This is a genomic window from Bacillus cereus group sp. TH152-1LC, from assembly GCF_027710505.1.
GTDB classification, from domain to species: domain Bacteria; phylum Bacillota; class Bacilli; order Bacillales; family Bacillaceae_G; genus Bacillus_A; species Bacillus_A mobilis.
Window position 1 is genome coordinate 256,232 of the sequence record NZ_JAQFNK010000004.1, and the last position, 22,705, is coordinate 278,936.

The following is a 22,705-nucleotide window of genomic DNA, read 5'->3' on the forward strand; positions in this document are numbered from 1 at the left end:
TTTTATTAGATTACTTTCGCTTCTGTATGGAGCAACGATACAAGTTCTTTTACTTGATCTTGCAGCTCGCCTTGTAACACTTTTCCTGCATCTTTCTTAGGAGGCAAATAGATTTCAATTGTTTTTGTCTTTGCTTCCACATCATCTTCTTCTAAATCTAAATCATCTAATTCTACTTCTTCTAGTGGCTTTCTCTTCGCTTTCATAATACCTGGAAGCGATGGATAACGCGGTTCATTTAAACCTTGTTGTGCTGTTACTAAAACTGGTAATGAAGTTTCAATCACTTCCGTATCACCTTCAACATCACGCTCAATCTTCACATTTGTACCGTCAATTTCAAGTTTTGTAATTGTCGTTACGTATGGAATATTTAACGCTTCAGCTACACGTGGACCAACTTGTCCAGATGCACCATCAATTGCAACGTTCCCACCTAAAATTAAATCTGCATCTTTATCTTTTAAATATTCAGCAAGTACTTTTGCTGTCGTGAACTGGTCACCATTTTCAACATCATCTTCAATATTAATTAATACCGCTTTATCGCAGCCCATCGCTAATGCCGTACGAAGTTCTTTCTCACTTTCTTCGCCACCGACTGTTACAACAGTAACTTCGCCACCTTGTGCGTCTCTTACTTGAATTGCTTCTTCAATCGCATATTCGTCGTAAGGGTTGATGATGAATTCCGCTTCGCCATCGTAAATTGCACCGTTTTTAATTACGATTTTTTCTTCTGTATCAAATGTTCGTTTCATGAGTACGTAGATGTTCATTCCATTTACCCCCTTGTTTTTCAGAAAGATTCTATCAATTCTAATTTTCTGTTAATTTATATTAAAAAAATAATTGAACTACCTGCCACTAAATGAAGGTTTACGCTTTTCTAAAAACGCTGCTACACCTTCTCTTCCATCTTCACCCGTAAATACTTCACCAAAGATTTGAGCTTCGCGTTGTACACCTTCATAATAATGAGACGATTTCGTCGTTTGCAATAACTCTAGTACAGCACGAGTCGTCGCTGGGCTTTTTCCAGCAATCTGTTTTGCAACTTTAAGCGTATCATCTAAAAATGTTTCTTCAGCAAAAACTCCATTAACCAGTCCCCATTTTAATGCTTCTGCACCAGTAATCGGTGTACTTGTTAACATCATTTCACAAGCTTTCGCTTTCCCAACATAACGCGGTAATCGCTGTGTACCTGCAAATCCAGGAATTAAGCCAAGTGTTAATTCAGGTAAACCCAGTTTTGCACTTTCAGTTGCAAAGCGCATGTGGCAAGACATAGCAAACTCAAGGCCGCCGCCAAGTGCCGCTCCATGAATTGCCGCGATAACTGGTTTTGAACATTTTTCAACACGCTCAAACGTAACTTGTCCAAGCTGTGCTAATTCAGTCGCTTGCTTCGCTTCAGTAACAGATGTAAATTCTTTAATATCTGCTCCCGCTGAGAAGAAGCGCCCTTCACCGTGAATTACAACAACACGAATGTTATCATCTTTCTCCACTTGATCAATTAATTCAGTAACGTCATGCATAACTTGTGAAGACATCGCGTTAGCCGGCGCATGATTTAACGTCGCCACCGCGATATGATCTTCAACTCTTACAGATAGGAATTTCAACATGATCCCTCCCATTATTGACGATAGCCACAAGCTGCAATAAGTAGCCCATGTACCGTTTTTGAAAGTGCGACCAGATCATACTTATGATCGCTCATTACCCAATTGGTCACAACTTCATCTACTGTTCCAAAGATCATTTGTCTTGCCACACGAACATTTAAATCCGCTTGGAATTCACCTTGCTTTATACCTGTCTCTAAAATCTCATCCATAACTTGTAAGTAGCCTTTTAATACTTCATTTATTTTCAGGCGTAAGTCTTGATTGGATTGTCTTAGCTCTAATTGCGTAACGATAGCAAGAGGATCATTTTGTGACAACAGCAAGAAGTGCGTTTCTACCAACATGAATAATTTCGATACAGCGCTTTCAATTCCTGCTGTTTTTTGACGAATTGTTTCGACAAATTCTCCCATCTTCTCTTGGAATAAGGATATTAATATATCTTCTTTATTTTTAAAATATAAGTAAATCGTGCCATCAGCTACCCCAGCTTGTTTTGCTATTTTAGAAACTTGCGCTTGGTGGTACCCATTCTCCGCAATCACAATGACTGCCGCATCAATAATTTGATTGTATTTCGGTCTATTTTTCCTCACTTTACTGTCCCCTTCAAGAAGATGACTGAATGAATAGTCATTCATATTCTTATAATACTGACTATTTAGAAAAGTGTCAATCCTATTTTTTCAAAAAGAAAGGGCCTTAGCCCGTTTGCTCATCCTCATTCTTCTTTTTCTCTTCATCTATTAGGACACGACGTAAAATTTTTCCGACTGTCGTTTTCGGCAGTTCATCTCTAAACTCATATACTTTCGGCACTTTATAAGCCGCTAAATATTTGCGCGCAAACTGATTTAATTCTTCCTCAGAACACTCCATACCTTCTTTTAACACAACAAACGCTTTAACTGTCTCTCCTCGGTACGGATCGGGAATTCCAATCGTCACTACTTCTTGCACTTTTTCATGCTCATATAATACTTCTTCTACTTCACGAGGATACACATTAAAGCCACTCGCAACAATCATATCTTTCTTCCGATCTTTCACATAGAAAAATCCATCTTCATCCATGTAACCAACATCCCCTGTATGAAGCCATCCGTCTTGTAATACAGCTGCTGTTTCTTCTGGCTTATTCCAATACCCTTTCATAATTTGAGGACCCTTTACAACAATTTCACCAATTTCACCCGGAGGTAAAGCCTCTCCAGTTTCAAGTGACATAATGTTTGCCTCTGTATCTGGCCACGGCACACCAATACTTCCTGGCACGCGTTTTTCCCACAAAAAATTCCCATGTGTAACTGGCGACGACTCCGTTAATCCATAACCTTCTACCAATTTGCCACCTGTAACTCTCTCAAACTCTTCCTGCACTTCTACAGGAAGCGGGGCAGATCCACTAATACAAGCCTCGATAGAAGAAATATCATATTCTTTTAAGAGGGGACTATTTAATAGAGCAATATAAATGGTTGGTGCCCCTGGAAATAGTGTGACTTTATGTTTTTTTATTGCTTCAAAAACCATTTTCATATCAAACTTCGGAATCAGCACCATTTTATACCCTTGCATAATACTTAAATTCATTACAGCTGTCATCCCATACACATGAAAGAACGGAAGAACACCAAGAATTACTTCTTCTCCTTCTTTACAATTATATAGCCAATGCGCTCCCATTAAAGTATTCGAAACAAGGTTTTTATGCGTCAACATAACGCCTTTCGGAAATCCCGTTGTTCCTCCTGTGTACTGTAAAAGAGCTAAATCATTTTCAGGATTACAAGGAACTTCAACATTAACATTACTTTCTCGTTCTACTGATTTCCATAGATGAATCGTTTCACTTTCCGACACATTCACAACAAGATTTGCCTGCTTTTTTTGTACAAATGGATAAAGTAAATTTTTAGGGAAAGGTAAAAAGTCCGCAATACGGGTTACGATAATATGTTCAATTTTTGTAGCAGCTTGAACATTCGTTACTCTTGGAAACACTAGATCGAGACAAAGAATTACTTTTGCTCCCGAGTCATGAAGCTGGTATTCTAATTCTCTTTCTGTATATAGTGGATTTGTTTGTACTACGATACCTCCCGCAAGTAATGTGCCATAATAACCAATTACAGATTGCGGACAGTTCGGCAACATAATAGCAACTCGATCACCCTTTTCCACACCGAGCTTTTGAAGATAATTTGCAAATCTCTTCACCTTATCGTGGAAGTCTGAAAATGTAATATCCTTCCCTAAAAAGTGAAGCGCTTTCTTTTCTGGATAGCGAGAAGCCACCTGTTCCACATATCCATGAAGCGGCTGAATATCATAAGAAATCGTACTTGGAATTTCTTCTGGATAACTTTTCAACCATGGTTTTTCCACCTTCATTCCCCCTTCAAATACATAAAAAATAAATGAATGTTCATTCATGATGGTTGTTTTCATTATATTATAGTCGCCATAACGTTGCAATCATAATATTCTGACTTTTATATAACTATGCTTCACTCCATTAACTTCTTATTATATGTATAAACTCTCCTCATCTATAAAAGAATAAGAGAGTTATTATTTAGCTTAATCTTATTATCGTTAACACAGCTCCTGGTGTAGTTGTTGATAATGTGGCAACAGCTAACAAACCAAATAGTTGCAAACTAATAGCATCTCCTGCTGCAAGAGTTGTAATAATTGTTGCACTAAATGATGTAGTTGCTAACGCAGGAGCATTGATCGTCCCAGCAAGTGGTGCTCCATTAATTGTAATCCGCGAACTGACTAATAATGAAGCCGTTATATTAATCGTATATGAAATGTAATAATTCCCAGCATTTGCAACCGTAAATACTGTGTTTCCACCAGAAACAGTAATTCCTGGACCGATGTTTTGATTATTTGGAAGCGGGACATTCGTTCCACCTAGAAGTACCGATATCGCTGTTCCTGACGTATTATTTGCAAATGCATATGTCGCCGTGATACTTGTACCTGTTACTCCCGTCGGACCGGTCGCTCCTGTTGGACCCGTCGAACCTGTTGGACCTGTTGGACCTGTTGCTCCTGTTATTCCCGTCGCTCCTGTTGGACCTGTTGCTCCTGTTATTCCCGTCGCTCCTGTTGGACCCGTTGCCCCTGTTATTCCCGTCGCTCCTGTTGGACCTGTTGCTCCTGTTATTCCCGTTGCTCCTGTTGGACCTGTTGAACCTGTTATTCCCGTTGCTCCTGTTGGACCTGTTGAACCTGTTATTCCCGTCGCTCCTGTTGGACCCGTTGCCCCTGTTATTCCCGTCGCTCCTGTTGGACCCGTTGCCCCTGTTATTCCCGTTGCTCCTGTTGGACCTGTTGGACCTGTTGAACCTGTTGAACCTGTTATTCCCGTCGCTCCTGTTGGACCCGTTGCCCCTGTTATTCCCGTCGCTCCCGTTGGACCTGTTGCTCCTGTTATTCCCGTCGCTCCCGTTGGACCTGTTGCTCCTGTTATTCCTGTCGCTCCTGTTGGACCCGTTGCCCCTGTTATTCCCGTTGCTCCTGTTGGACCTGTTGAACCTGTTGAACCTGTTATTCCCGTCGCTCCCGTTGGACCTGTTGCTCCTGTTATTCCTGTCGCTCCTGTTGGGCCTGTTGCTCCTGTTATTCCTGTCGCTCCTGTTGGGCCTGTTGAACCTGTTGCTCCTGTTGGACCCGTTGGACCTGTTGGGCCCAGCTTAGGAACTGTCCCATCACAACTAAAACAGCATGAATCAACATGTACACCATTTTGATTATTACACCCACAATATCCATTTATATTATTGCTCCATGAAGACATGTTGATCACGTCCTTTACATTCAATCTTTTACGTACAATCACCGAGTTAGAAAACACCTATCTAAATAAAAAAGAACTACTTTACCTAGTGGGGATAAACACAGATTCATTCCATACATTCTATTAATTATTACATGCGATTCGCTCTCTTTTTGCTTGTACTTTCGCCTTCTTGCTCAAACGAATTTCTTTTTCTCCATTCTGCATAGACATACAAACTTCAATCCAATTGGTGTATTCATCGACGGACTACTCGCAGTTGGAATTGTACTTTTCTTTTCATGAAAATTAGGATTTCGCCCAACAGCCCTTGCTTAATAGGAATAGTTATTTCAGCTCTCGGCTTAGCGATTATTCAAATCTTTATCGTTAGTGCCATTTTGAACGCTACTGTACTTGGAGCACCTTATTTCTTATGGGGGATGAGGAAGAGTGGGAAGAAGGTGAGTTTAAAAGGAAACTATCTTTTTTTCACGAATGTAACTTATGAACATAACTAGGAGGGATAAATATGTACCAAACTATTGAAGGCTTCTTGCAATCATGGACATACGAGGCTGAGTCTACTCAAAAAATGCTCGATGCATTAACAGATGAGTCTTTATCACAAGAAATTGCACCTGGGCACTGGACATTAGGCAGAGTTGCTTGGCATATCGTGACGGCAATTCCTGTTATGCTGTCTGGTACAGGGCTTAAGTTTGAAGGAGAAACGAAAGATTATCCTGTTCCAAGTTCTGCCACAACAATTGCAGATGGTTATCGTAAAGTGAATGCGGCTTTTGTTGAAGCACTTCAAGGTGAATGGACGGATAAAGACTTAGCTACTATTAATGACTTCTTTGGTCGTCCTATGCCAAATTCTATATTTTTAATGACACTTATTAATCATCAAAATCACCATCGTGGACAAATGACGGTTTTAATGCGACAAGCCGGCTTAACAGTCCCTGGCGTATATGGCCCATCAAAAGAGGAATGGGCTGCAGCTGGAATGGAAGCTCCTAAAATGTAACAACAAAAAAAGACAAGGAATTTACAACCCTTGTCTTTTTCTGTAACTTGTTTCATGTGAAACTATTTTTTACTAAATGGTTGTTTTATGGAAAAGATAGGTTAAAATGAATACATATTATGAAGAGGAGCAACCAAATTGAATACAAAAAATAAAAAAATAGTTATGAGAACTATTTTACTAACTTCTATTATCGGAGTTATTAGCGTATCTCTTTATTTCACAAATTATGGTACCCCTTGGGGGAAACAAACAGCAGTTACAGAATCAAAAGAATATATTACAAAATACTTTGATCTAGATGCGGAAGTCAAAAATACTTCTTACGATGCTAAAATGAATAGCTATGCAATCTCATTTGAGACAAGTAGAGACGGAGAGTTTACTATCGAATATAAAAGTCCTAATAACTTTAATATTTCTCCAGGAGTACAAGCGTATTTAAGCAAACACTCCAAATTTACAGAGTAGTAACGAAGCATACATATACAAAAAAGAGTTGCTGTAACGTCAACTCTTTTTTCTTATTCTTGTCATACAGTTATATCTTCCTTCTCTATATTTTTAATTCCGTAACATGCAATCACAACTCCAATTGCTGCCAATGCTAGTTGAAGAGGAAGAAAAGTTGCTACAGAAAACGTAGTGCTGTTCATTGCAATTGATACAACAATCAGGGATGAAACAATTGTAGTTGGCACTGAACGTTTACGCATTCCGAAATATAGTGGGATTAAACTTATTCCCGCAGTTGCAACGGCTAAAGGAACAAGGTTTATCCCTTCTCGCATCAATTGATCTACTGTGAATGAATTAGGAAGAATTGAAAAATAGCTATCTATCCCAAAGAACATTCCTACTACTAAAATATTAGATAAAATAACTGTTATAAATGTTAATGTTGCTGTAATAACCAACTTACTAACCATCATTTTCTTTCGGTTAATTGGATAAGAAAACATAAGTAGTATTGTTTTGTTTTTATATTCACCAATTATTAACCTTGCGATTAACACACTACCAAAAATAATAAATGTTGCTCTTACTAATGTACTAGCCATTAACAAAACCATCTGTGGATCTCTCATTTCTGGATCTCCTTCTATTTGAGAAACGATGCCCGTAAAGATTAGTAATGCCAGTATAGCGATATTTGCAATAATCGCTCCCCTCACATACCATCCAAGCTTAAACTTTTTTAATTCTAGCTTCATAAGACGTAGCATAATAGTCCTCCTTCCATTTACATTTTAATCGATATAAATCGCTCCTGTTTTACTTAAAATCTTCACTTCGTTTTTTGCATCACCAATGGTTCCTGCTTTTACCTTTTCTGTATTTTTATCTTTCTTAAATCCTTTTACATTCACCATTACGTCAGATGAATTACTTTTAGCCGTAAGTTTTAAAGATGTCGGAACACCTTTATACCGTACGCCAATATCTCCTGATTTTGTTTCTACAAATAACGATTTTCCTTCTTTCATATCCTTCAATAATACTTCCCCAGATGTTGAAGTGATGTTCATATTTGAGTTACTTACATTTGTTATATAGTTATCACCAGTCGTAGACTTTATATTTAATTCTTGTACTGAACTATCTTTTACAGCTAACTCTCCACTTTGCGATATGAATTCACCTTTCTCCGCTGATAGTCCTACAACCATTTCATCTCCGGACTCACTTTTTGTCACGATATTTTTCACTTCTATATCGCTTATTTTCACATCACCCGATTTATTATTTAATACAATTTTATCTATTTCTTTCTTTGGAATAGCTATAGATATACTATTTTTCTTCCTAAACGTAAAAACATTAAAAAATCTGGTCGCCTTTTCTTTTTGCTTAACTATAACTTTATTTCCTGCTTGTTCTATTTCGACGGGATCTATCTCTTTATCTACTCGTTTACCTTGAGCCGAAATTACTATTTTGTTAGCGTCTGTACTTTTCAACTCAATATCCCAGTTTTCATTGTCCACTTCTATCTCTTTTATATGATTTATCCCAAAAGACTTTTCTTTCTTAAAACCTTTCCCCTGAAATGTCTTAAAACCAAAAATCATACTAGCAATTGTCACAAATAAAATTGCAATTACTATTATTTTTTTCAACATTCATACCCCAGTTCATTGTTGTTTTATGCTTGCTTCAAGCCACATCAATCTTTTCGATTTTACGATACGATAGATAACTAATGAAAATTCCTAATAAACAGAGTGAAATTGGAATAACAATATAATCATAAAAACTTACACCATTTCCATAGTTACTGTTCATTAACATCCCAATTATTACTGCAGAAGTAATCGTTGTCGGTGCCGATTTCTTTCTCATCCCAAAAAATAAAGGAATTAAACTAATACCAGATATCATAAATGCGCTTATAAAGGTAGCTGGAACAGTAGCTATTATTTCGCCCATCGTAATAGGTGTTTCAATTAGCCCCATCATTGGGTTCATAAAAAATATGAGCAAGCTAATACTGAAAGTAGCGATAATCATGCTCACAAAACAAAAACTAAAAACAATTGTTAATTTCGCTCTCATTAACTTTTTCCTTTGTAGTGGATACATAAACAATAGTTGCATCGTTTTGTTCTTATACTCATCAATTACTAAACGTGATAAAATGACCGCACTAAAAATAAGAAATGTCATCCTAATAAAGAGATTTGCTAAAGTCATATACTTTGTGAAATCAGTGAGCGTCACATCTCCTTCACCTTTCACTCCCAACCCCATAAGACTTACCGCAGCAAAAATTGCTATAATACAAATGGCTACCCCTTTACAGTAACTAGATAATTTATGTTTCTTCCATTCAAGTTTCATTAATTTAAACATATAAACCACACCTCCATTACTGACATAACGATCTCTATGCTACTAACATTCTAATTCCAGCCATAACTACGCTTACTATTCCTATCACTAGTAAAATTAACGGCCATTTCCGCTCAGGTTTTCTATAATATAAAATCCCACTTATGAACATCACAATCAATCCACTTACTAGATTCACTAACAATCCATTAAGCATGAATGCCCTCTCCATCCATTACATTTAAGAAATATTCTTCTAAGGAACTATGTTTCTTATTAATACTTTCAATTTCTACATCGTTCATAATAAGTGCTTTTGAAATAGCTTGCTGCGACGCCTTCAATTCATACACACGAATCATGTTTCCACTCATTATTTTGTAATTTTTTATACCGAGTTTATCTTCTAAAATATAAGCTGCACGCTTCACCTCAGGAACAGTAATTTCAATGTACTCTGTTTGTTTTCCGTTAATACTCTTCATTGAAACTTCTTTTATTAGTTTTCCATTTTGAATCATACCGATTGTATCTGCCATTAGTTCCATCTCGCCTAAAATATGACTAGAGACTAATAACGTAATACCATATTCTTTGCAAAGCATTTTAAATAAGTCTCTTAATTCTTTAATACCAATTGGATCTAAGCCGTTAATTGGCTCATCTAAAATGAGTAATTCTGGCTTCGTCATAATCGCCCTTGCAATACCAAGTCTTTGCTTCATCCCTAATGAAAAATCTTTTACTTTTTTATCATCTATACCGTGTAGCTTCACTAAATGTAAAGCATGATCAATTGCGTTTTTATCGTAATACCCCATATATTCACAATGTAATTCTAGGTTTTCCTTCGCCGTTAATTTATCATAAAAGATTGGATATTCGATAATTGTCCCCATGCGCTTTAACAATTCATAAGATGTATCCGTTAACTTCTCACCAAAAATTTCAATATCACCGCTCGTCGGTTTTATTAAATTGGTGATCATTTTCATAATCGTTGTTTTACCTGCACCATTCGGTCCTAAGAAACCGTATATCTCTCCCTTTTTCACATGCATGTTAACGCTAGAAATAACTTCTTTCCCTTTAAACACTTTCGTTAACTGATTCGTTTTTAACATATATGTCATGTCACTGTCTCCTTTCGCACTACCTTATACTCCTATAATAGACAATGGAATTCTCTTTTTTCTTACCCGTTCCTTACAAATTCCTTACGCTGAAAAAAAGCTTGTAGAATCTACTTCTCTACAAGCTAAAACAGCATCTTTTTTAATACAACTGTAAAAATTGTTTTTTCATACGGCTTACTAGAAAGATGTATTTCTCCGTCCATCGCTTCCACAAGCCTTTTCGTAATCGTTAACCCTAAACCGCTTCCTTGATACAATCTATTTCTCGAATCTTCAAGTGTGTACATACGCTCAAACACTTTATCAATATGAGATTCGTCAATTCCTTTTCCTATATCCCATACATCTATATACACACTCGTTTCATCATCTCTTAACGTGATACCAAGTGTCTTTCCATCGTCTCCATATGTAATCGCATTTGATATTAAATTATTCAACACCCTGCCTAATACTTCTACATTTCCAAGTGCAAATATATTTCTTTCTGGTATATCAAGATGAACTTGAAACCCTTTTGTCGTCACTAAATCATAAAAAGATAAAATCTTGTCGCGGCAAACTTCATTCATATTTACTTTCGTCATCTCGATTGCCTTGTCGCCAGATTCTAATTTTGCTAAATCAAAAAACTTATGAATTAGTTCCATTACTTCTAGTGTTTTCACATGCACCTTTTCAAGTAATATTTGTTGTTCTTTTTTATTTATCGTTTTATCCTTATTTAACATTTCTGTATATCCAAGAATAACTGTTAGTGGCGTCTTTAAATCATGTGAAATATTTGAAAGCATTTTTCTCATCGAAATTTCTACTTTTGCATGATCTGCATTCGTTTTCTGTTTTGCATCTAATAATTGATTAATTGCCACTAATAATTTTTGCAATTCTAGATCATCTGTCATAACAAGTAACTTCTCACCTGTTTGTCCATTTACAATACTTTCTAACTTTCCATATGTGTATCGTAAATTTTTACTACTATTTTTTCTCATTTTATATTGTATGTAAATGACACATAACAACATAAAAATAATACCCAGTAACAAATTGACCATATTACATCACTTCCAACTTATAGCCAATGCCCCATAACGTTTTAATATATTCTGGATTAGATGGATCACTTTCGATTTTCTCACGCAATCTTCTCATATGAACATTAATAACGTTATCGTCACCGTAATACTCTTTGTTCCAAACGAACGTATAGATTTGTGCTTTCGTAAATACACGATTTTGATTCTTTACGAATAGCTTTAAAATATCAAATTCTTTTAAAGTAAGTTTGAGCGATTTCCCGTTTTTTTCAACCGTAAAATTAATTGGATCAATTGTTAGATCACCAATTTGAATCATCTTTTCTGTTTCTTCTGTAGCTGAATATTTCGTAGACCTCCGAATACCTGCCTTTACACGTGCAGCTAATTCGATCATAGAAAATGGCTTACAAATGTAATCATCTGCTCCAAGTCCTAATCCAACAGCTTTATCAACATCGGTATCTTTTGCCGACATCATTAAAATCGGAACAGCACTTTTTTCTCGAATGATTCGCACAACCTCTAAGCCATCTAGCTTTGGCATCATAATGTCGAGGATAATCAAATCAAATGAACCTTTTAAATATGTGTTCACACCCTCTTCTCCATCAGACGCAATTGTTACTTGAAAGCCTTCTTTTATTAAATACTTTTCCACCATCTCTTGAATTGAAATATCATCTTCAACTAATAAAATATGATGCGCCATATGTCTATCCCCTTTTTTACAAACATTAACATTTTAATTGTATCGCAACGACTGAACACTGTGAAGAATTATATGAATTTTCAAACCAACTTCCCTTCCTTCCCTAACAATGATATGATGAAATTTACTACGATAGTTCATAATTAACTTTATATAAAGGAGACTTTATCATGTCAGAAAACAAAAAAGTAAGCTTAGCTGATTTAATGCGCGAACAACTTGCAAAGAAAAAGCAAGGTAACGGTAATGGTCAAACTGCCAAAAACCAAAGCCAAGAAACAAAAAAATTACAAAACCAACAAACGAAGAAAACAAACAACCAACGTAGACGTACAGGTGTATAAATGAACGGACAAAAACGTTCTAATATCGCACCCGGCCTTGAAGTTGATATTGTATTAAAACAAGATCAACGCACAGGCAAATTAACACGTGGAATTGTAAAAGATATTTTAACAAACTCCCCTTCCCATCCGCATGGCATTAAAGTGCGATTGCAGGACGGGCAAGTCGGTAGAGTACAAAATATCATTCAATAAGAAAAGGAGCTCAAGTAAACTCGAGCTCCTTTTCTTTATTAACCTTTAATTTTCTCGATGAAAACTACTTTTAAATAGTCTCCTTCTTTAAATTGATCAATGGTACGGAAATCTTCTGGTAATGAATGTTCTTCTAATATTTTATATTTGCCATTCATCTCTTTAAATGCTGTATCGATAAAACCTTTAAACTTTTTCATATCGAATGCGCTACAATTTGTAGAAGCAACGATAATCCCGTTATTTTCTGTAATGGCAATTGTTTCTTTTAATAAATTTTTATAATCTTTCGCTGCACTAAATGTATATTTTTTTGAGCGTGCAAAGCTTGGAGGGTCAAGTACAACCATATCAAATTTCATTTTTTTCTTCGCTGCATATTTGAAGTACAGAAAGACATCTTCTACAATAATATCTTGTGCTTCATAATCAACTTCATTTACACTAAACTGCTCAATCGTTTTACTTAAACTACGATTTGCAAGGTCCACACTCGTCGTCTTGCTCGCTCCGCCAAGCGCTGCAAATACAGAGAAAGCACCTGTATAAGAGAACATATTTAACACGGTTCTTCCCTTTGCATACTTATCACGAATTTGTTTTCGAACGTTACGCTGATCTAAAAATACACCAACCATCGCTCCGTCATTTAAATAAACAGCAAAGTTCACACCATTCTCTTTTACGATAAGCGGAAACTCACCGCGCTCTCCTGCTACGAAATCATCGCCTTCAATGTATTTCCCTTTCGTATCAAAACGCTTTTTCTCATAAATGCCTTTAAAGTTTGCTACTTTTTGAAGAGCTGCTATAATCTCATCTCTGAAAGTATAAATCCCTTCACTATACCAACTTACTACATAATAGCCATCATAATAATCGATGATTAAGCCACCAAGACCATCACCTTCACCGTTTAGGGCGCGGAATGCTGTCGTATCACTTGCTTTGTAAAATTGCTTTCGTTTATGTAAGGCAGATTTAATTTTACTTTCAAAGAAAGATTGATTAATTTGTTCACTCTCTTTTCTCGTTAAAATCCAGCCGTATCCTTTATTTTGTTTTCCATAATAGCCTTTTCCAATGAATTGATTCTTCTCATCTACTACTTTAATGATTGTTCCTTCTTCCTGAACATCATTTAAATTTTGAATTGCATCTTTTAAAATAAGCGGATATCCACTTTTAATTTCTTTTATAAATTTCGGTTTTATTTTTACAGTTACTTCTGATCGCATATAATAACTTCCTTTCCATTTGCATGCTTTCTCTACAGGAAGCATTTAAAAAACGAGACTGAAAAAACAGCCTCGTTTCACTATACCATATTATTGCTTTGCTAGTACAACTCGCTCATACTCCCACTTAACTGCCCCATATTTACTACATTTTGACCTAAAATTCTTACTGTCCAACATAATAGAAAAAATCCTTATATATTTCACATTTACCATTGACAATGATAATGATTTTCATTATCATTTAATGTATATGAGTTCTCGAAAATACAGGCTACATTTAATAGGAGGAATAAAACATGATTATCGTTACAAATACAGCTAAAATTACAAAGGGCAATGGACATAAATTAATTGATCGTTTTAATAAAGTAGGTCAAGTTGAAACAATGCCAGGCTTTTTAGGATTAGAAGTTCTTCTAACGCAAAATACAGTTGATTATGATGAAGTAACAATTAGCACACGCTGGAATGCAAAAGAAGATTTCCAAGGTTGGACGAAGAGCCCAGCATTTAAAGCAGCTCACTCACATCAAGGTGGAATGCCAGATTATATTCTTGATAATAAAATCTCTTACTATGATGTGAAAGTTGTACGTATGCCAATGGCTGCAGCCCAGTAAATATATTTCTTTTTTTAAAGTATAGAATATGAGAAGCGTTACCACTTCTCATATTCTATACTTTTTATTTACTGTCTTTTTACTAGTTTCGCATGCACAACTAACCTTCCTGCTTCCGGATCAAGTGCATAGTCACACGTCGAAAGTGTTACGATTTGATCACTTGCTGCCAATTTTGTATCCGTTTTGTACAGCGATTTTTCTTGGATTTTCTCCAAAAATGATGTGTATTCCGTATCACTGCTAAAATCCGTTTCAATGTAATAAAAATCAGTTGTTGTTGTATACACCGAGAACAATTCAAGATCATATCCTTCAAATAATGTATCGTAATATAATTTACGATGTGACATGAAAAATTCTTCATCTAACATTTTCTTTAAACTTCCAAACATAGAACCATCTTTCATACGGTGACCATATAAAATAGTATTTCGATTTTGAGATTTCACATCATTACGATAGTCCATAAAGATGCTTCCTGCTCTCATATCTTCACCTTTATAATTACGAAATAAATAGTAATCATTGTCTTTCGCTTGAACGATTGGATAATTAATTTGTGTATCATCCATCGTAATCCATCCAACTATTTCTTGGTTAATTTGCTGCAAAGCTTTGAACTGTTTACGCACTTCCCCGTCTTGTGATTGCTCTTCCATCGGACTTTTTTCATAAATGTTTTGTGCTTCGGCCATTACTTTACGATTTTCATAGTAATCTATGAAAATATCACCTAATTCATATACTGAATAGAAAAAGGTACCTAAAAAAACAACTGTAAATATTCGTTGAAAAAAAGAATTCTTCTTCCGTTCTTTTTTACTACTCAAATTATCACCTCAAAACAGATTGTTCGCATATTTAAATACCCATTGGGACCATATACAACCCTGTATCTTCATCTTGCTTTACAACGACATCTACACCGTATATCGTCTTTATCATACTTTCTGTCACAACATCATTCGGCTTACCTTTCGTAACAATCTCACCGTCTTTCATAACAATGATATGATCACTATAGCGAATCGCCTGATTAATATCGTGTAATACCATAACAATCGTCAATCCATGTACTTCATTTAACTCTTTTACTAACTCTAATATTTCAAGTTGATAATAAATATCTAAATAGGTGGTCGGTTCATCTAAAAAGAGCATTGGTGTTTTCTGAGCTAACGTCATAGCAATCCAAACACGTTGTCTTTCTCCACCAGATAAAGCATGAATCTCTTTATCACGTTTGCTTAGCAAATTCGTACATGCTAAAGCCCTTTCGATTGCTTCTCTATCTTCATCAGTTTGTGAGGAAAAGATATTTTTATGAGGCATACGACCAAAACTTGTTAATTTTTCCACCGTCATATCTGCCGGTGCTTCATTTTGTTGATGGACAACGGCTAACTTTCTAGCAAACTCTTTCGGTTTATATTGGCTAATCGCCTTTCCATCCAATATTACCTCTCCGCTACGAGGCTCGTGATTTCTTGACATCACGCCAAGTAATGTCGATTTCCCGCAACCGTTTGGACCAATAATTGTTGTAATTTTACCAATTTCTATTTCACTACTAACCGACTTTAATCGATCCGTTATATTATCATAAGAAAAGGTTACATTTTTAATTTCCATGAACTTTATCACTCTTTCTAAGCAAGAATATTAAGAATGGACCACCAATAACTGCCATAATCGTCGCCGCTGGAATTTCATTAGGTGGCACAATTAACCTTCCAATCGTATCCGCCGTCAAAATTAATAACGCTCCTGCAAGAGCAGAAAATGGAATTAATACTTTATGATCTGAACCGACTAGTTGCCTTGAAATATGCGGAACGAGTAATCCTACGAAAGCAATAACACCTGCAATCGCTGTTGATACTGCCGCTAAAAGTACTGCAATAGCAGAAATAATAAGACGAACTCTTGTCACGTGTAGCCCTAAGTTTTTCGCAGTCTTATCTTGTAGCGATAATAAGTTACACCAAGCTCCTACAAACAGAGCAAGAATAAGACCAATTGTTCCATACGTAACCATTATTTCTACATCGCCCCACGTCTTCATCGTTATGTTAGAAGTCGTCGTTTGCTTAATACTCTTAATGAAATATCCACAAATTGTAATGAACGATTCATTTAATCCAGTGAACATCGCATTAATCGCTATACCAACTAAAATAATGCGAAGTGGACTTAACCCTGACTTCCATGAAAATGCATAAACGAGATAACATGCGAACGCACCACCTAAAAAGGCGAATACCGGTGTCCAGAAAAAGAATTGTGGGAACAGCGTAATAATAACAAGTGTCATAAAACTCGCCCCTGAAGATATACCGATTACTCCAGCATCAGCAAGTGGATTCTTCATAACAGCTTGAAAAAGCACACCCGAAACAGCAAGAGCTGCTCCAGTGAACAGTGCAATAATAATACGCGGGAAACGTAAATCTTTAATTACTTCAACATCTTCATTGGTCCCTGTAAATATCCCTTGTACAAGGTCCACTATCCCTATTTCTAAACTCCCTTTCATTGCTGACAATGATGTCATAACAATAAGCAATGCAGTAACAATGAGGAAACTCCAAGTTTTTTTATTCATTCCACTCTTCCTTTATATTAAAATGCATCACGGATACATCATTTTTTTCAATTCATCTAACGCTTCAATTGCTGCTAAATTGCCTGTCGTCCCAAATAAACGCTCTTCTAAATCGTAAACACGGTTATTTTTAACTGCAGCGAAGTGCTTCCATATGTCATTTGTTTTAAATTCTTTATCAAACATTTTCACAACTTCATCAGGCATACCATGAGCTGCTCGTAAAATAATGTCTGGATCTGCTTTTTTTAAATACTCTGTATTAGAAGCTAAATATTCTACTTGTTCACCTTGCACAATATTTTTACCACCTAGTTGTTTCACTAAATCACCAATGTAAGAATGCTCTGTTGCTACTAAATAACTTCCCGGCACACCTAATAAAATAAGCACTGTCGGTTCTTTCTTTCCCTTTACTGCTTTTTTAATTTCTGCAACTTTGTTATCTAACTTCGTTACAACTGCTTCAGCCTGTTTTTCGCGTCCATATTGCTTACCTAATTTACTAATGGAATTTTGCATATTTTTCAAACTTGTTAAATCTAAAAAGTTTGCTTTCATGCCCACACCATCAAAAACTGGCTTTAATTCATATTCAAGTGTTGTCACGGATAATACTTCTGACGGCTTTAATGATTTTACCTTTTCCATATCAGGACTCATCGGATTCCCGACTTCAGGTAAACCTTTATATCTCTTTGGTAAATCTTTCGTACTCGTTGGAACACCCACTAAATCGACTTCTAGCGCATCCATAATTTCAGTAACAGCGACTGTCGTGGCAACAACTCTCTCTTTACTCTCACTCTTCACCTGTTTTGCTGCTTCTTTTTTTGGCGCCGAGCATCCAGCTATACTCACTAATAAAATGATAGCCATTAGTACACTTGCAAGTTTCTTCACTCTCAATCACCACTCCTTTCCGAACAATATGAAACAAGTCTTGATGCATGCGAACATGCATCAAGACTTCAAAAATTACAATCTACCTGCTCTATATTTACGAACTAGTAAAGCAAGTGACCCAAGCAGTAGCACCATGTATAAGCCTAGTTGTGCTGTATCTGCCGTTTTTGAGTTTTTCTCTTTTTTCGAATCATTTTTTTGGTCTTCTTTTTTCTTCTTATCATCTGCATTTCGGTTAAAATCAGGATTATCTAATTTTTTTATATTATCTACTTTCGGTGTAATCACTGGATTGTTCGGATTTTTTTTCGGATCTTTTTTTGGATCCTCTTTAATCGTTCCTAACCCACCAATATTATTTGTATCAAATTGAATTTGGACATCGTAGAAATGATGATAATTCATTTCGTCGATATCTACTTTTACTTTTGCATTTAATTTTGCAAATAAATCACTTACTTCAAATTGCACTACTCTCGTATTTGCATTTTTATCTTCACTCACTAATTTTGCATCAGCAAATAGACCATCTTTTTCTGTTTGGAATTTCGTAATCCACGCACTATTTTTCAGCGTCATTTCAATGTACTTTTTACCATCTTTCACGATTAATTTTGCTGGATGTACAGTGTAGTCATGCATCTTTGAAATCTCATTTGTTTTATCTTTTAACACTTTAAATGGAATATCATATTCACCATCTACTAAATTTTTTGGATCAACTATTATTTTTGGTTGATTATTTCCACCTTGGTTATCGTTTCCGCCCTGATTGTTATTTCCACCTTGGTTATTGTTTCCGCCTTGGTTGTCGTTTCCACCTTGGTTATCATTTCCACCTTGGTTACCTAAAGCTTTAATACTGTTTTCATCAAATACAAATTGAACATCGTAGAAATGGTGATAATTCATTGCATCAATATCTACTTTTACTTTTGCATTTAATTTTTTCGATAAATCCTCTACTTCTAACTCTACTACTTTTGTATTTTGCTCTTTATTCTCACTTAACACTTTTGCGTTAACAAAAGAACCATTTTTCTCAAACTCAAATTTTGTAATCCATGCACTATTCGTTAATGTAAACGATACATACTTCTTACCATCTTTCACTTTTAGTACAGCTGGACTCTTTGTATATGTGTTCATGATTGAAATTTCTTCTGTTTTATCTTTTAAAACTTTAAAGCCAATACTGTATTCACCATCTTTAAGAGCTTTTGGATCAATGGTTGTATTATTATCTTGGTTATTGTTTCCACCTTGGTTATTGTTCCCGCCTTGGTTATTGTTCCCGCCTTGGTTGTCTAACGGTTTAATGCTACCTTTATCAAATGCAAATTGAATGTCATAGAAATGGTGATAATTCATTGAATCGATATCTACTTTTACTTTTGCATTTAACTTTTTAGATAAATCGCCTACTTCTACTTCCACTACGCGTGTATCAGCTTTTTTATCTTCACTTACTACACTTGCATCAACAAACGAACCATTTTTCTCAAATTCAAACTTTGTAATCCACGCACTGTTCGTTAATGTGAATGATACATACTTTTTACCATCTTTCACCTTTAACACGCCTGGACTCTTCGTGTACGTGTTCATCATTGAAATTTCTTCTGATTGATCTTTTAACGCTTTAAAGTTAATGCTGTATTCGCCGTCTTTAATTGTTTCAACATTCGGCTTCTCTACTTCTGGTTGCTTTTCTTCGTTTTTAATTGACTCAAGTTTTTCTTCATTAAATTGAAGTTGTAATTCATGCGTTTGTTTATAATTTCTTGATGCCACTTCAATAAATACTTTTGTATTTAACTTTTTAGATAAATTGTCTACTTCGAACTCTACCACTCTTGTATTTTTCTCTTTATCTTCACTTACTACTTTTGCATCAACAAATGAACCATCTTTTTCTGTTTGGAAATTTTTAATTGATGCGTTATCTTTTAACGTTACAATCGCTTTTTTCTTACCGTTTTCTACTTTTAATACGGCTGGACTTATTACATTTTCTTTCATTCTAGATTCTTCATCTGTCTTGTCTTTTAACACTTTAAATGGAATGCTATACTCTCCATCTTTAATTGTTTCAACAGTTGGTTTTTCTACTTCCGGTTGTTTCTCTTCGTCCTTAATTGGCTCAAGTTTTTCTTCATTAAATTGAAGTTGTAATTCATGCGTTTGTTTATAATTTTGTGATGCCACTTCAATAAATACTTTTGTATTTAACTTTTTAGATAAATTGTCTACTTCAAATTCTACTACTCTTGTATTTTTCTCTTTATTTTCACTGATTACTTTTGCATCAACAAATGAACCATCTTTTTCTGTTTGGAAATTTTTAATTGATGCGTTATCTGTTAATGTTACAGTCGCTTTTTTCTTACCGTTTTCTACTTTTAATACGGCTGGACTTATTAACTTGTCTTTCATTCTAGATTCTTCATCTGTCTTATCTTTTAACACTTTAAATGGAATACTATAATTCCCATCGTTAATTGTGTTAGAATTGGGTTGTTGATCTGAGTCAGGCTTTTGGTCGGGCTTCTGACTTGGATCCGGTTTTTCATTTGGATCTGGCTTATTAGCTGGGTCCTCTTTTTCATTTGGTTGTTCTACATGAATCGGTGTAATACTATTTTGATCAAATGCAATACGCACATCATAATCATGATGATAATTTAAAAAGTCTATGTCTACTTTTACTTTCGCATTTAATACTTTCTCTACATCGTCCACTTCAAATTCTACTACTCTTGTATCTTTTTCTTTATCTTCACTAATTACATTTGTCGCAACAAACTGGCCACTTTTTTCTGTTTCAAACTTTGTAATCCATGAACTATGTTCTAACGTAAAGGATACCTTCTTCTTCCCATCCTTCACTTTTAAAGTCCCTGGACTTACAGAGTATTGATTCATCATAGATTCTTCATCTGATGTGTCCTTAAGAACTTTGAAACCGATTGAATATTCACCGTCAGCCAACTGGGTAGCTGCTTGAACTACAAGTGGTTGTAATGTTGATACGAATGTAAATACCATTAAAAACATAGCAACAATAATTTTTACATACCTGTTCAATGGAACGACTCTCCCTTTTGAAAATTTTTTAATTATTTAATACTGTTCCCATCAAATACAAAACGAATATCATATGAAGCATCATAATTAATAATTGGGATATTAATTTTCACCTTGCCATTTAGTTTTTTTGACAAATCAGCAACTTCAAATTCTACTACTCTAGTATTCTCTTTTGTATTTTCACTTAACACAGTAGCTTCTACGAATTGACCATTTTTTTCTACTTGTAAACTTTTAATAGAAGTACTATCTTTCACCTTGAATGAAACATATTGTTTTCCATCTTTAACTGTTACTGTTGCCGGACTTTCAAAATAACTATTCATTCTAGATGATTCATCTTTATCGCCTTTCCATACAGTAAAAGCAATATTATATTTTCCATCAGCCAATTTTGTAGCAGCCTTTGTATCTTGTAAACCTAGTGTTGCTATAAACGTAAATAAAACAGCAAATACGGCAATAATCATTTTAAATTGTTTAAACATATATTCATCACCCTTCAAAAGATTTATTTACTTAACTTCACTTTACGAATTAAGAAAACACCTGAAATAAGAATTAACGCTGCAAATAATCCGATGCGTGATTCATCGCCAGTCTTTGGGTTATCTGTTTTCTCAGCTTTTCCACTTTCATTTGTTCCTTTGCTCGCCTCTTTATTTGCTTCTTTACTCTCTTCTTTCTTCACTTCTTCTTTTACTTGTGTATCTGTTTTTGTTTGATCATTCTGCTTTGTTACAGTAGTTTCTTTATTTTCTCCACCTACCGCTTTTACATTTGCATCAAACGCAAAGCGGATTGTGTAGTTATGGTCATAATTTACGTTTGGTACAACAACGTGAATTTTTGCAGCTGCCGGTTTAGATAAATCATCTATTTTAAACTCTACAGTTCTTTTATCAGCAGATTCATCTTTACTAACAACTTTTGCATCAACAAAGTTCCCGTTCTCAGGTGCTTTAAATTCTGTAATCCAAGCACTATGATTCATCGGAATTTGTACTCTCATTTCGCCATTTTTCACAACTAGCTTAGCTGGTTTCTCAAAATAATCATTTGCCATTGAAGCTGAATCATTTTCCGCTTTTTGAATGACATAGTTAATATCATACGTACCGTCAGCTAGTTGTGCTGAAACTTTCCCATATGGCATGACAAGAAAAGCTAGCATACATACGAACGTTATAATAAAAGCGGGTAATACAGAAATCTTTCTCATTTGGCTTACTTCCTCCTTGTTTATCCATCATCCATACTTTTTGAAAATGATAATTATTCTCATTTTATAAGAAAAAAATAATAATCCTCTATCATTATTTACTTGTAATTTATTTATGTAATATAGATATCGTTGATTATCATTCTCACTAAATGTTAAAAATAATATCCCTCCCTATTCCTTATAAAGAGCGATTCATATTTTAACATAAGTCCCTATCTCTTTTGTTGATTATCATTCTCAATGAAACTCAAAAAAAATAAAACTAACCATTCTCCTACTCTATCACCTCT

At 35.2% G+C, this 22,705-nt stretch carries 25 protein-coding genes; 5 read left to right on the top strand and 20 right to left on the bottom strand.

Annotated features, from left to right (window positions below):
* Positions 1 to 5: 5 nt before the first annotated feature.
* From etfB to PDL00_RS13440, 5 genes are all read right to left on the bottom strand, one after another.
* A complete protein-coding gene (gene etfB / locus PDL00_RS13420; protein WP_270729511.1) occupies positions 6 to 779 on the bottom strand; it encodes an electron transfer flavoprotein subunit beta in 774 nt (257 codons plus the stop codon).
* Between the two features lie 78 nt (positions 780 to 857).
* A complete protein-coding gene (locus tag PDL00_RS13425; RefSeq protein WP_000911294.1) occupies positions 858 to 1,634 on the bottom strand; it encodes an enoyl-CoA hydratase in 777 nt (258 codons plus the stop codon).
* Positions 1,635 to 1,645: 11 nt separating this feature from the next.
* Positions 1,646 to 2,233 (bottom strand): TetR/AcrR family transcriptional regulator, encoded by a 588-nt coding sequence (locus PDL00_RS13430; protein WP_080468722.1) that lies wholly within the window; start codon positions 2,231 to 2,233, stop codon positions 1,646 to 1,648.
* A gap of 106 nt (positions 2,234 to 2,339) precedes the next feature.
* Positions 2,340 to 4,025, bottom strand: a complete 1,686-nt coding sequence (locus PDL00_RS13435; RefSeq protein ID WP_242257461.1) for a long-chain-fatty-acid--CoA ligase — start codon at positions 4,023 to 4,025, stop codon at positions 2,340 to 2,342.
* Between the two features lie 190 nt (positions 4,026 to 4,215).
* A complete protein-coding gene (locus PDL00_RS13440) occupies positions 4,216 to 5,451 on the bottom strand; it encodes a BclA C-terminal domain-containing protein (RefSeq protein WP_270729515.1) in 1,236 nt (411 codons plus the stop codon).
* A 511-nt stretch (positions 5,452 to 5,962) separates the two neighbouring features.
* Here PDL00_RS13440 and PDL00_RS13445 point away from each other — a divergent pair.
* On the top strand, positions 5,963 to 6,466 hold the full coding sequence (locus tag PDL00_RS13445; RefSeq protein ID WP_242257202.1) for a DinB family protein: 504 nt from the start codon (positions 5,963 to 5,965) through the stop codon (positions 6,464 to 6,466).
* A gap of 138 nt (positions 6,467 to 6,604) precedes the next feature.
* Positions 6,605 to 6,937 carry a YfjL-like protein gene (locus PDL00_RS13450; RefSeq protein WP_242257203.1) on the top strand — a complete coding sequence of 111 codons (333 nt, stop codon included), beginning with the start codon at positions 6,605 to 6,607 and terminating at the stop codon, positions 6,935 to 6,937.
* 62 nt (positions 6,938 to 6,999) lie between these two features.
* On the opposite strand, the gene PDL00_RS13455 is transcribed toward PDL00_RS13450, so the two are convergent.
* The 7 genes from PDL00_RS13455 to PDL00_RS13485 all read right to left on the bottom strand — a co-directional run bounded on the left by PDL00_RS13455 (position 7,000) and on the right by PDL00_RS13485 (position 12,186).
* Positions 7,000 to 7,692, bottom strand: coding sequence for an ABC transporter permease (locus PDL00_RS13455; RefSeq protein WP_242257204.1), 693 nt, complete (start codon positions 7,690 to 7,692; stop codon positions 7,000 to 7,002).
* Between the two features lie 24 nt (positions 7,693 to 7,716).
* Complete coding sequence (locus PDL00_RS13460) at positions 7,717 to 8,589, bottom strand: DUF4097 family beta strand repeat-containing protein (RefSeq protein WP_270729518.1); 873 nt, start codon at positions 8,587 to 8,589, stop codon at positions 7,717 to 7,719.
* 34 nt (positions 8,590 to 8,623) lie between these two features.
* On the bottom strand, positions 8,624 to 9,319 hold the full coding sequence (locus PDL00_RS13465; RefSeq protein WP_242257206.1) for an ABC transporter permease: 696 nt from the start codon (positions 9,317 to 9,319) through the stop codon (positions 8,624 to 8,626).
* Between the two features lie 34 nt (positions 9,320 to 9,353).
* Positions 9,354 to 9,515, bottom strand: a complete 162-nt coding sequence (locus PDL00_RS13470) for a hypothetical protein (protein ID WP_012261777.1) — start codon at positions 9,513 to 9,515, stop codon at positions 9,354 to 9,356.
* On the bottom strand, positions 9,508 to 10,431 hold the full coding sequence (locus tag PDL00_RS13475) for an ABC transporter ATP-binding protein (RefSeq protein WP_270729522.1): 924 nt from the start codon (positions 10,429 to 10,431) through the stop codon (positions 9,508 to 9,510). Before PDL00_RS13475 ends, PDL00_RS13470 begins: the two co-directional genes overlap by 8 nt.
* Positions 10,432 to 10,556: 125 nt before the next feature.
* Positions 10,557 to 11,492, bottom strand: a complete 936-nt coding sequence (locus PDL00_RS13480; RefSeq protein WP_270729524.1) for a HAMP domain-containing histidine kinase — start codon at positions 11,490 to 11,492, stop codon at positions 10,557 to 10,559.
* Position 11,493: 1 nt separating this feature from the next.
* Positions 11,494 to 12,186 carry a response regulator transcription factor gene (locus PDL00_RS13485; RefSeq protein ID WP_270729527.1) on the bottom strand — a complete coding sequence of 231 codons (693 nt, stop codon included), beginning with the start codon at positions 12,184 to 12,186 and terminating at the stop codon, positions 11,494 to 11,496.
* Between the two features lie 170 nt (positions 12,187 to 12,356).
* Between PDL00_RS13485 and PDL00_RS13490 the strand changes: the two genes are divergently transcribed.
* Both PDL00_RS13490 and PDL00_RS13495 read left to right on the top strand, forming a co-directional pair.
* Entirely contained in the window at positions 12,357 to 12,530 is a 174-nt protein-coding gene (locus PDL00_RS13490) for a hypothetical protein (protein ID WP_001293582.1), read from the top strand.
* Positions 12,531 to 12,725: a YwbE family protein gene (locus tag PDL00_RS13495; protein WP_063262677.1), complete on the top strand. Its 195-nt coding sequence runs from the start codon at positions 12,531 to 12,533 to the stop codon at positions 12,723 to 12,725. It abuts the gene before it with no gap.
* 38 nt (positions 12,726 to 12,763) lie between these two features.
* Here PDL00_RS13495 and PDL00_RS13500 read toward each other — a convergent pair whose 3' ends face one another.
* Complete coding sequence (locus tag PDL00_RS13500) at positions 12,764 to 13,963, bottom strand: class I SAM-dependent rRNA methyltransferase (protein ID WP_061677079.1); 1,200 nt, start codon at positions 13,961 to 13,963, stop codon at positions 12,764 to 12,766.
* A gap of 299 nt (positions 13,964 to 14,262) precedes the next feature.
* Between PDL00_RS13500 and isdG the strand changes: the two genes are divergently transcribed.
* The gene (gene isdG / locus PDL00_RS13505; RefSeq protein ID WP_000587815.1) at positions 14,263 to 14,586 is read left to right on the top strand and encodes a heme oxygenase; all 324 of its coding nucleotides are present in this window, start codon (positions 14,263 to 14,265) and stop codon (positions 14,584 to 14,586) included.
* Between the two features lie 68 nt (positions 14,587 to 14,654).
* On the opposite strand, the gene srtB is transcribed toward isdG, so the two are convergent.
* From srtB to isdC, 7 genes are all read right to left on the bottom strand, one after another.
* Positions 14,655 to 15,419, bottom strand: coding sequence for a class B sortase (gene srtB, locus PDL00_RS13510; RefSeq protein WP_270729529.1), 765 nt, complete (start codon positions 15,417 to 15,419; stop codon positions 14,655 to 14,657).
* 31 nt (positions 15,420 to 15,450) lie between these two features.
* Complete coding sequence (locus PDL00_RS13515) at positions 15,451 to 16,221, bottom strand: ABC transporter ATP-binding protein (RefSeq protein WP_242257211.1); 771 nt, start codon at positions 16,219 to 16,221, stop codon at positions 15,451 to 15,453.
* On the bottom strand, positions 16,211 to 17,194 hold the full coding sequence (locus PDL00_RS13520; RefSeq protein WP_097818329.1) for a FecCD family ABC transporter permease: 984 nt from the start codon (positions 17,192 to 17,194) through the stop codon (positions 16,211 to 16,213). The genes PDL00_RS13515 and PDL00_RS13520 overlap by 11 nt, the downstream gene beginning before the upstream one ends.
* 27 nt (positions 17,195 to 17,221) lie before the next feature.
* On the bottom strand, positions 17,222 to 18,103 hold the full coding sequence (isdE, locus tag PDL00_RS13525) for a heme ABC transporter substrate-binding protein IsdE (RefSeq protein ID WP_141434932.1): 882 nt from the start codon (positions 18,101 to 18,103) through the stop codon (positions 17,222 to 17,224).
* Between the two features lie 69 nt (positions 18,104 to 18,172).
* Positions 18,173 to 21,187 (bottom strand): NEAT domain-containing protein, encoded by a 3,015-nt coding sequence (locus PDL00_RS13530; RefSeq protein ID WP_270729531.1) that lies wholly within the window; start codon positions 21,185 to 21,187, stop codon positions 18,173 to 18,175.
* Between the two features lie 32 nt (positions 21,188 to 21,219).
* A complete protein-coding gene (locus tag PDL00_RS13535) occupies positions 21,220 to 21,678 on the bottom strand; it encodes an NEAT domain-containing protein (RefSeq protein WP_061677075.1) in 459 nt (152 codons plus the stop codon).
* 23 nt (positions 21,679 to 21,701) lie between these two features.
* A complete protein-coding gene (gene isdC / locus PDL00_RS13540) occupies positions 21,702 to 22,412 on the bottom strand; it encodes a heme uptake protein IsdC (RefSeq protein ID WP_097818331.1) in 711 nt (236 codons plus the stop codon).
* Between the last annotated feature and the right edge of the window lie 293 nt (positions 22,413 to 22,705).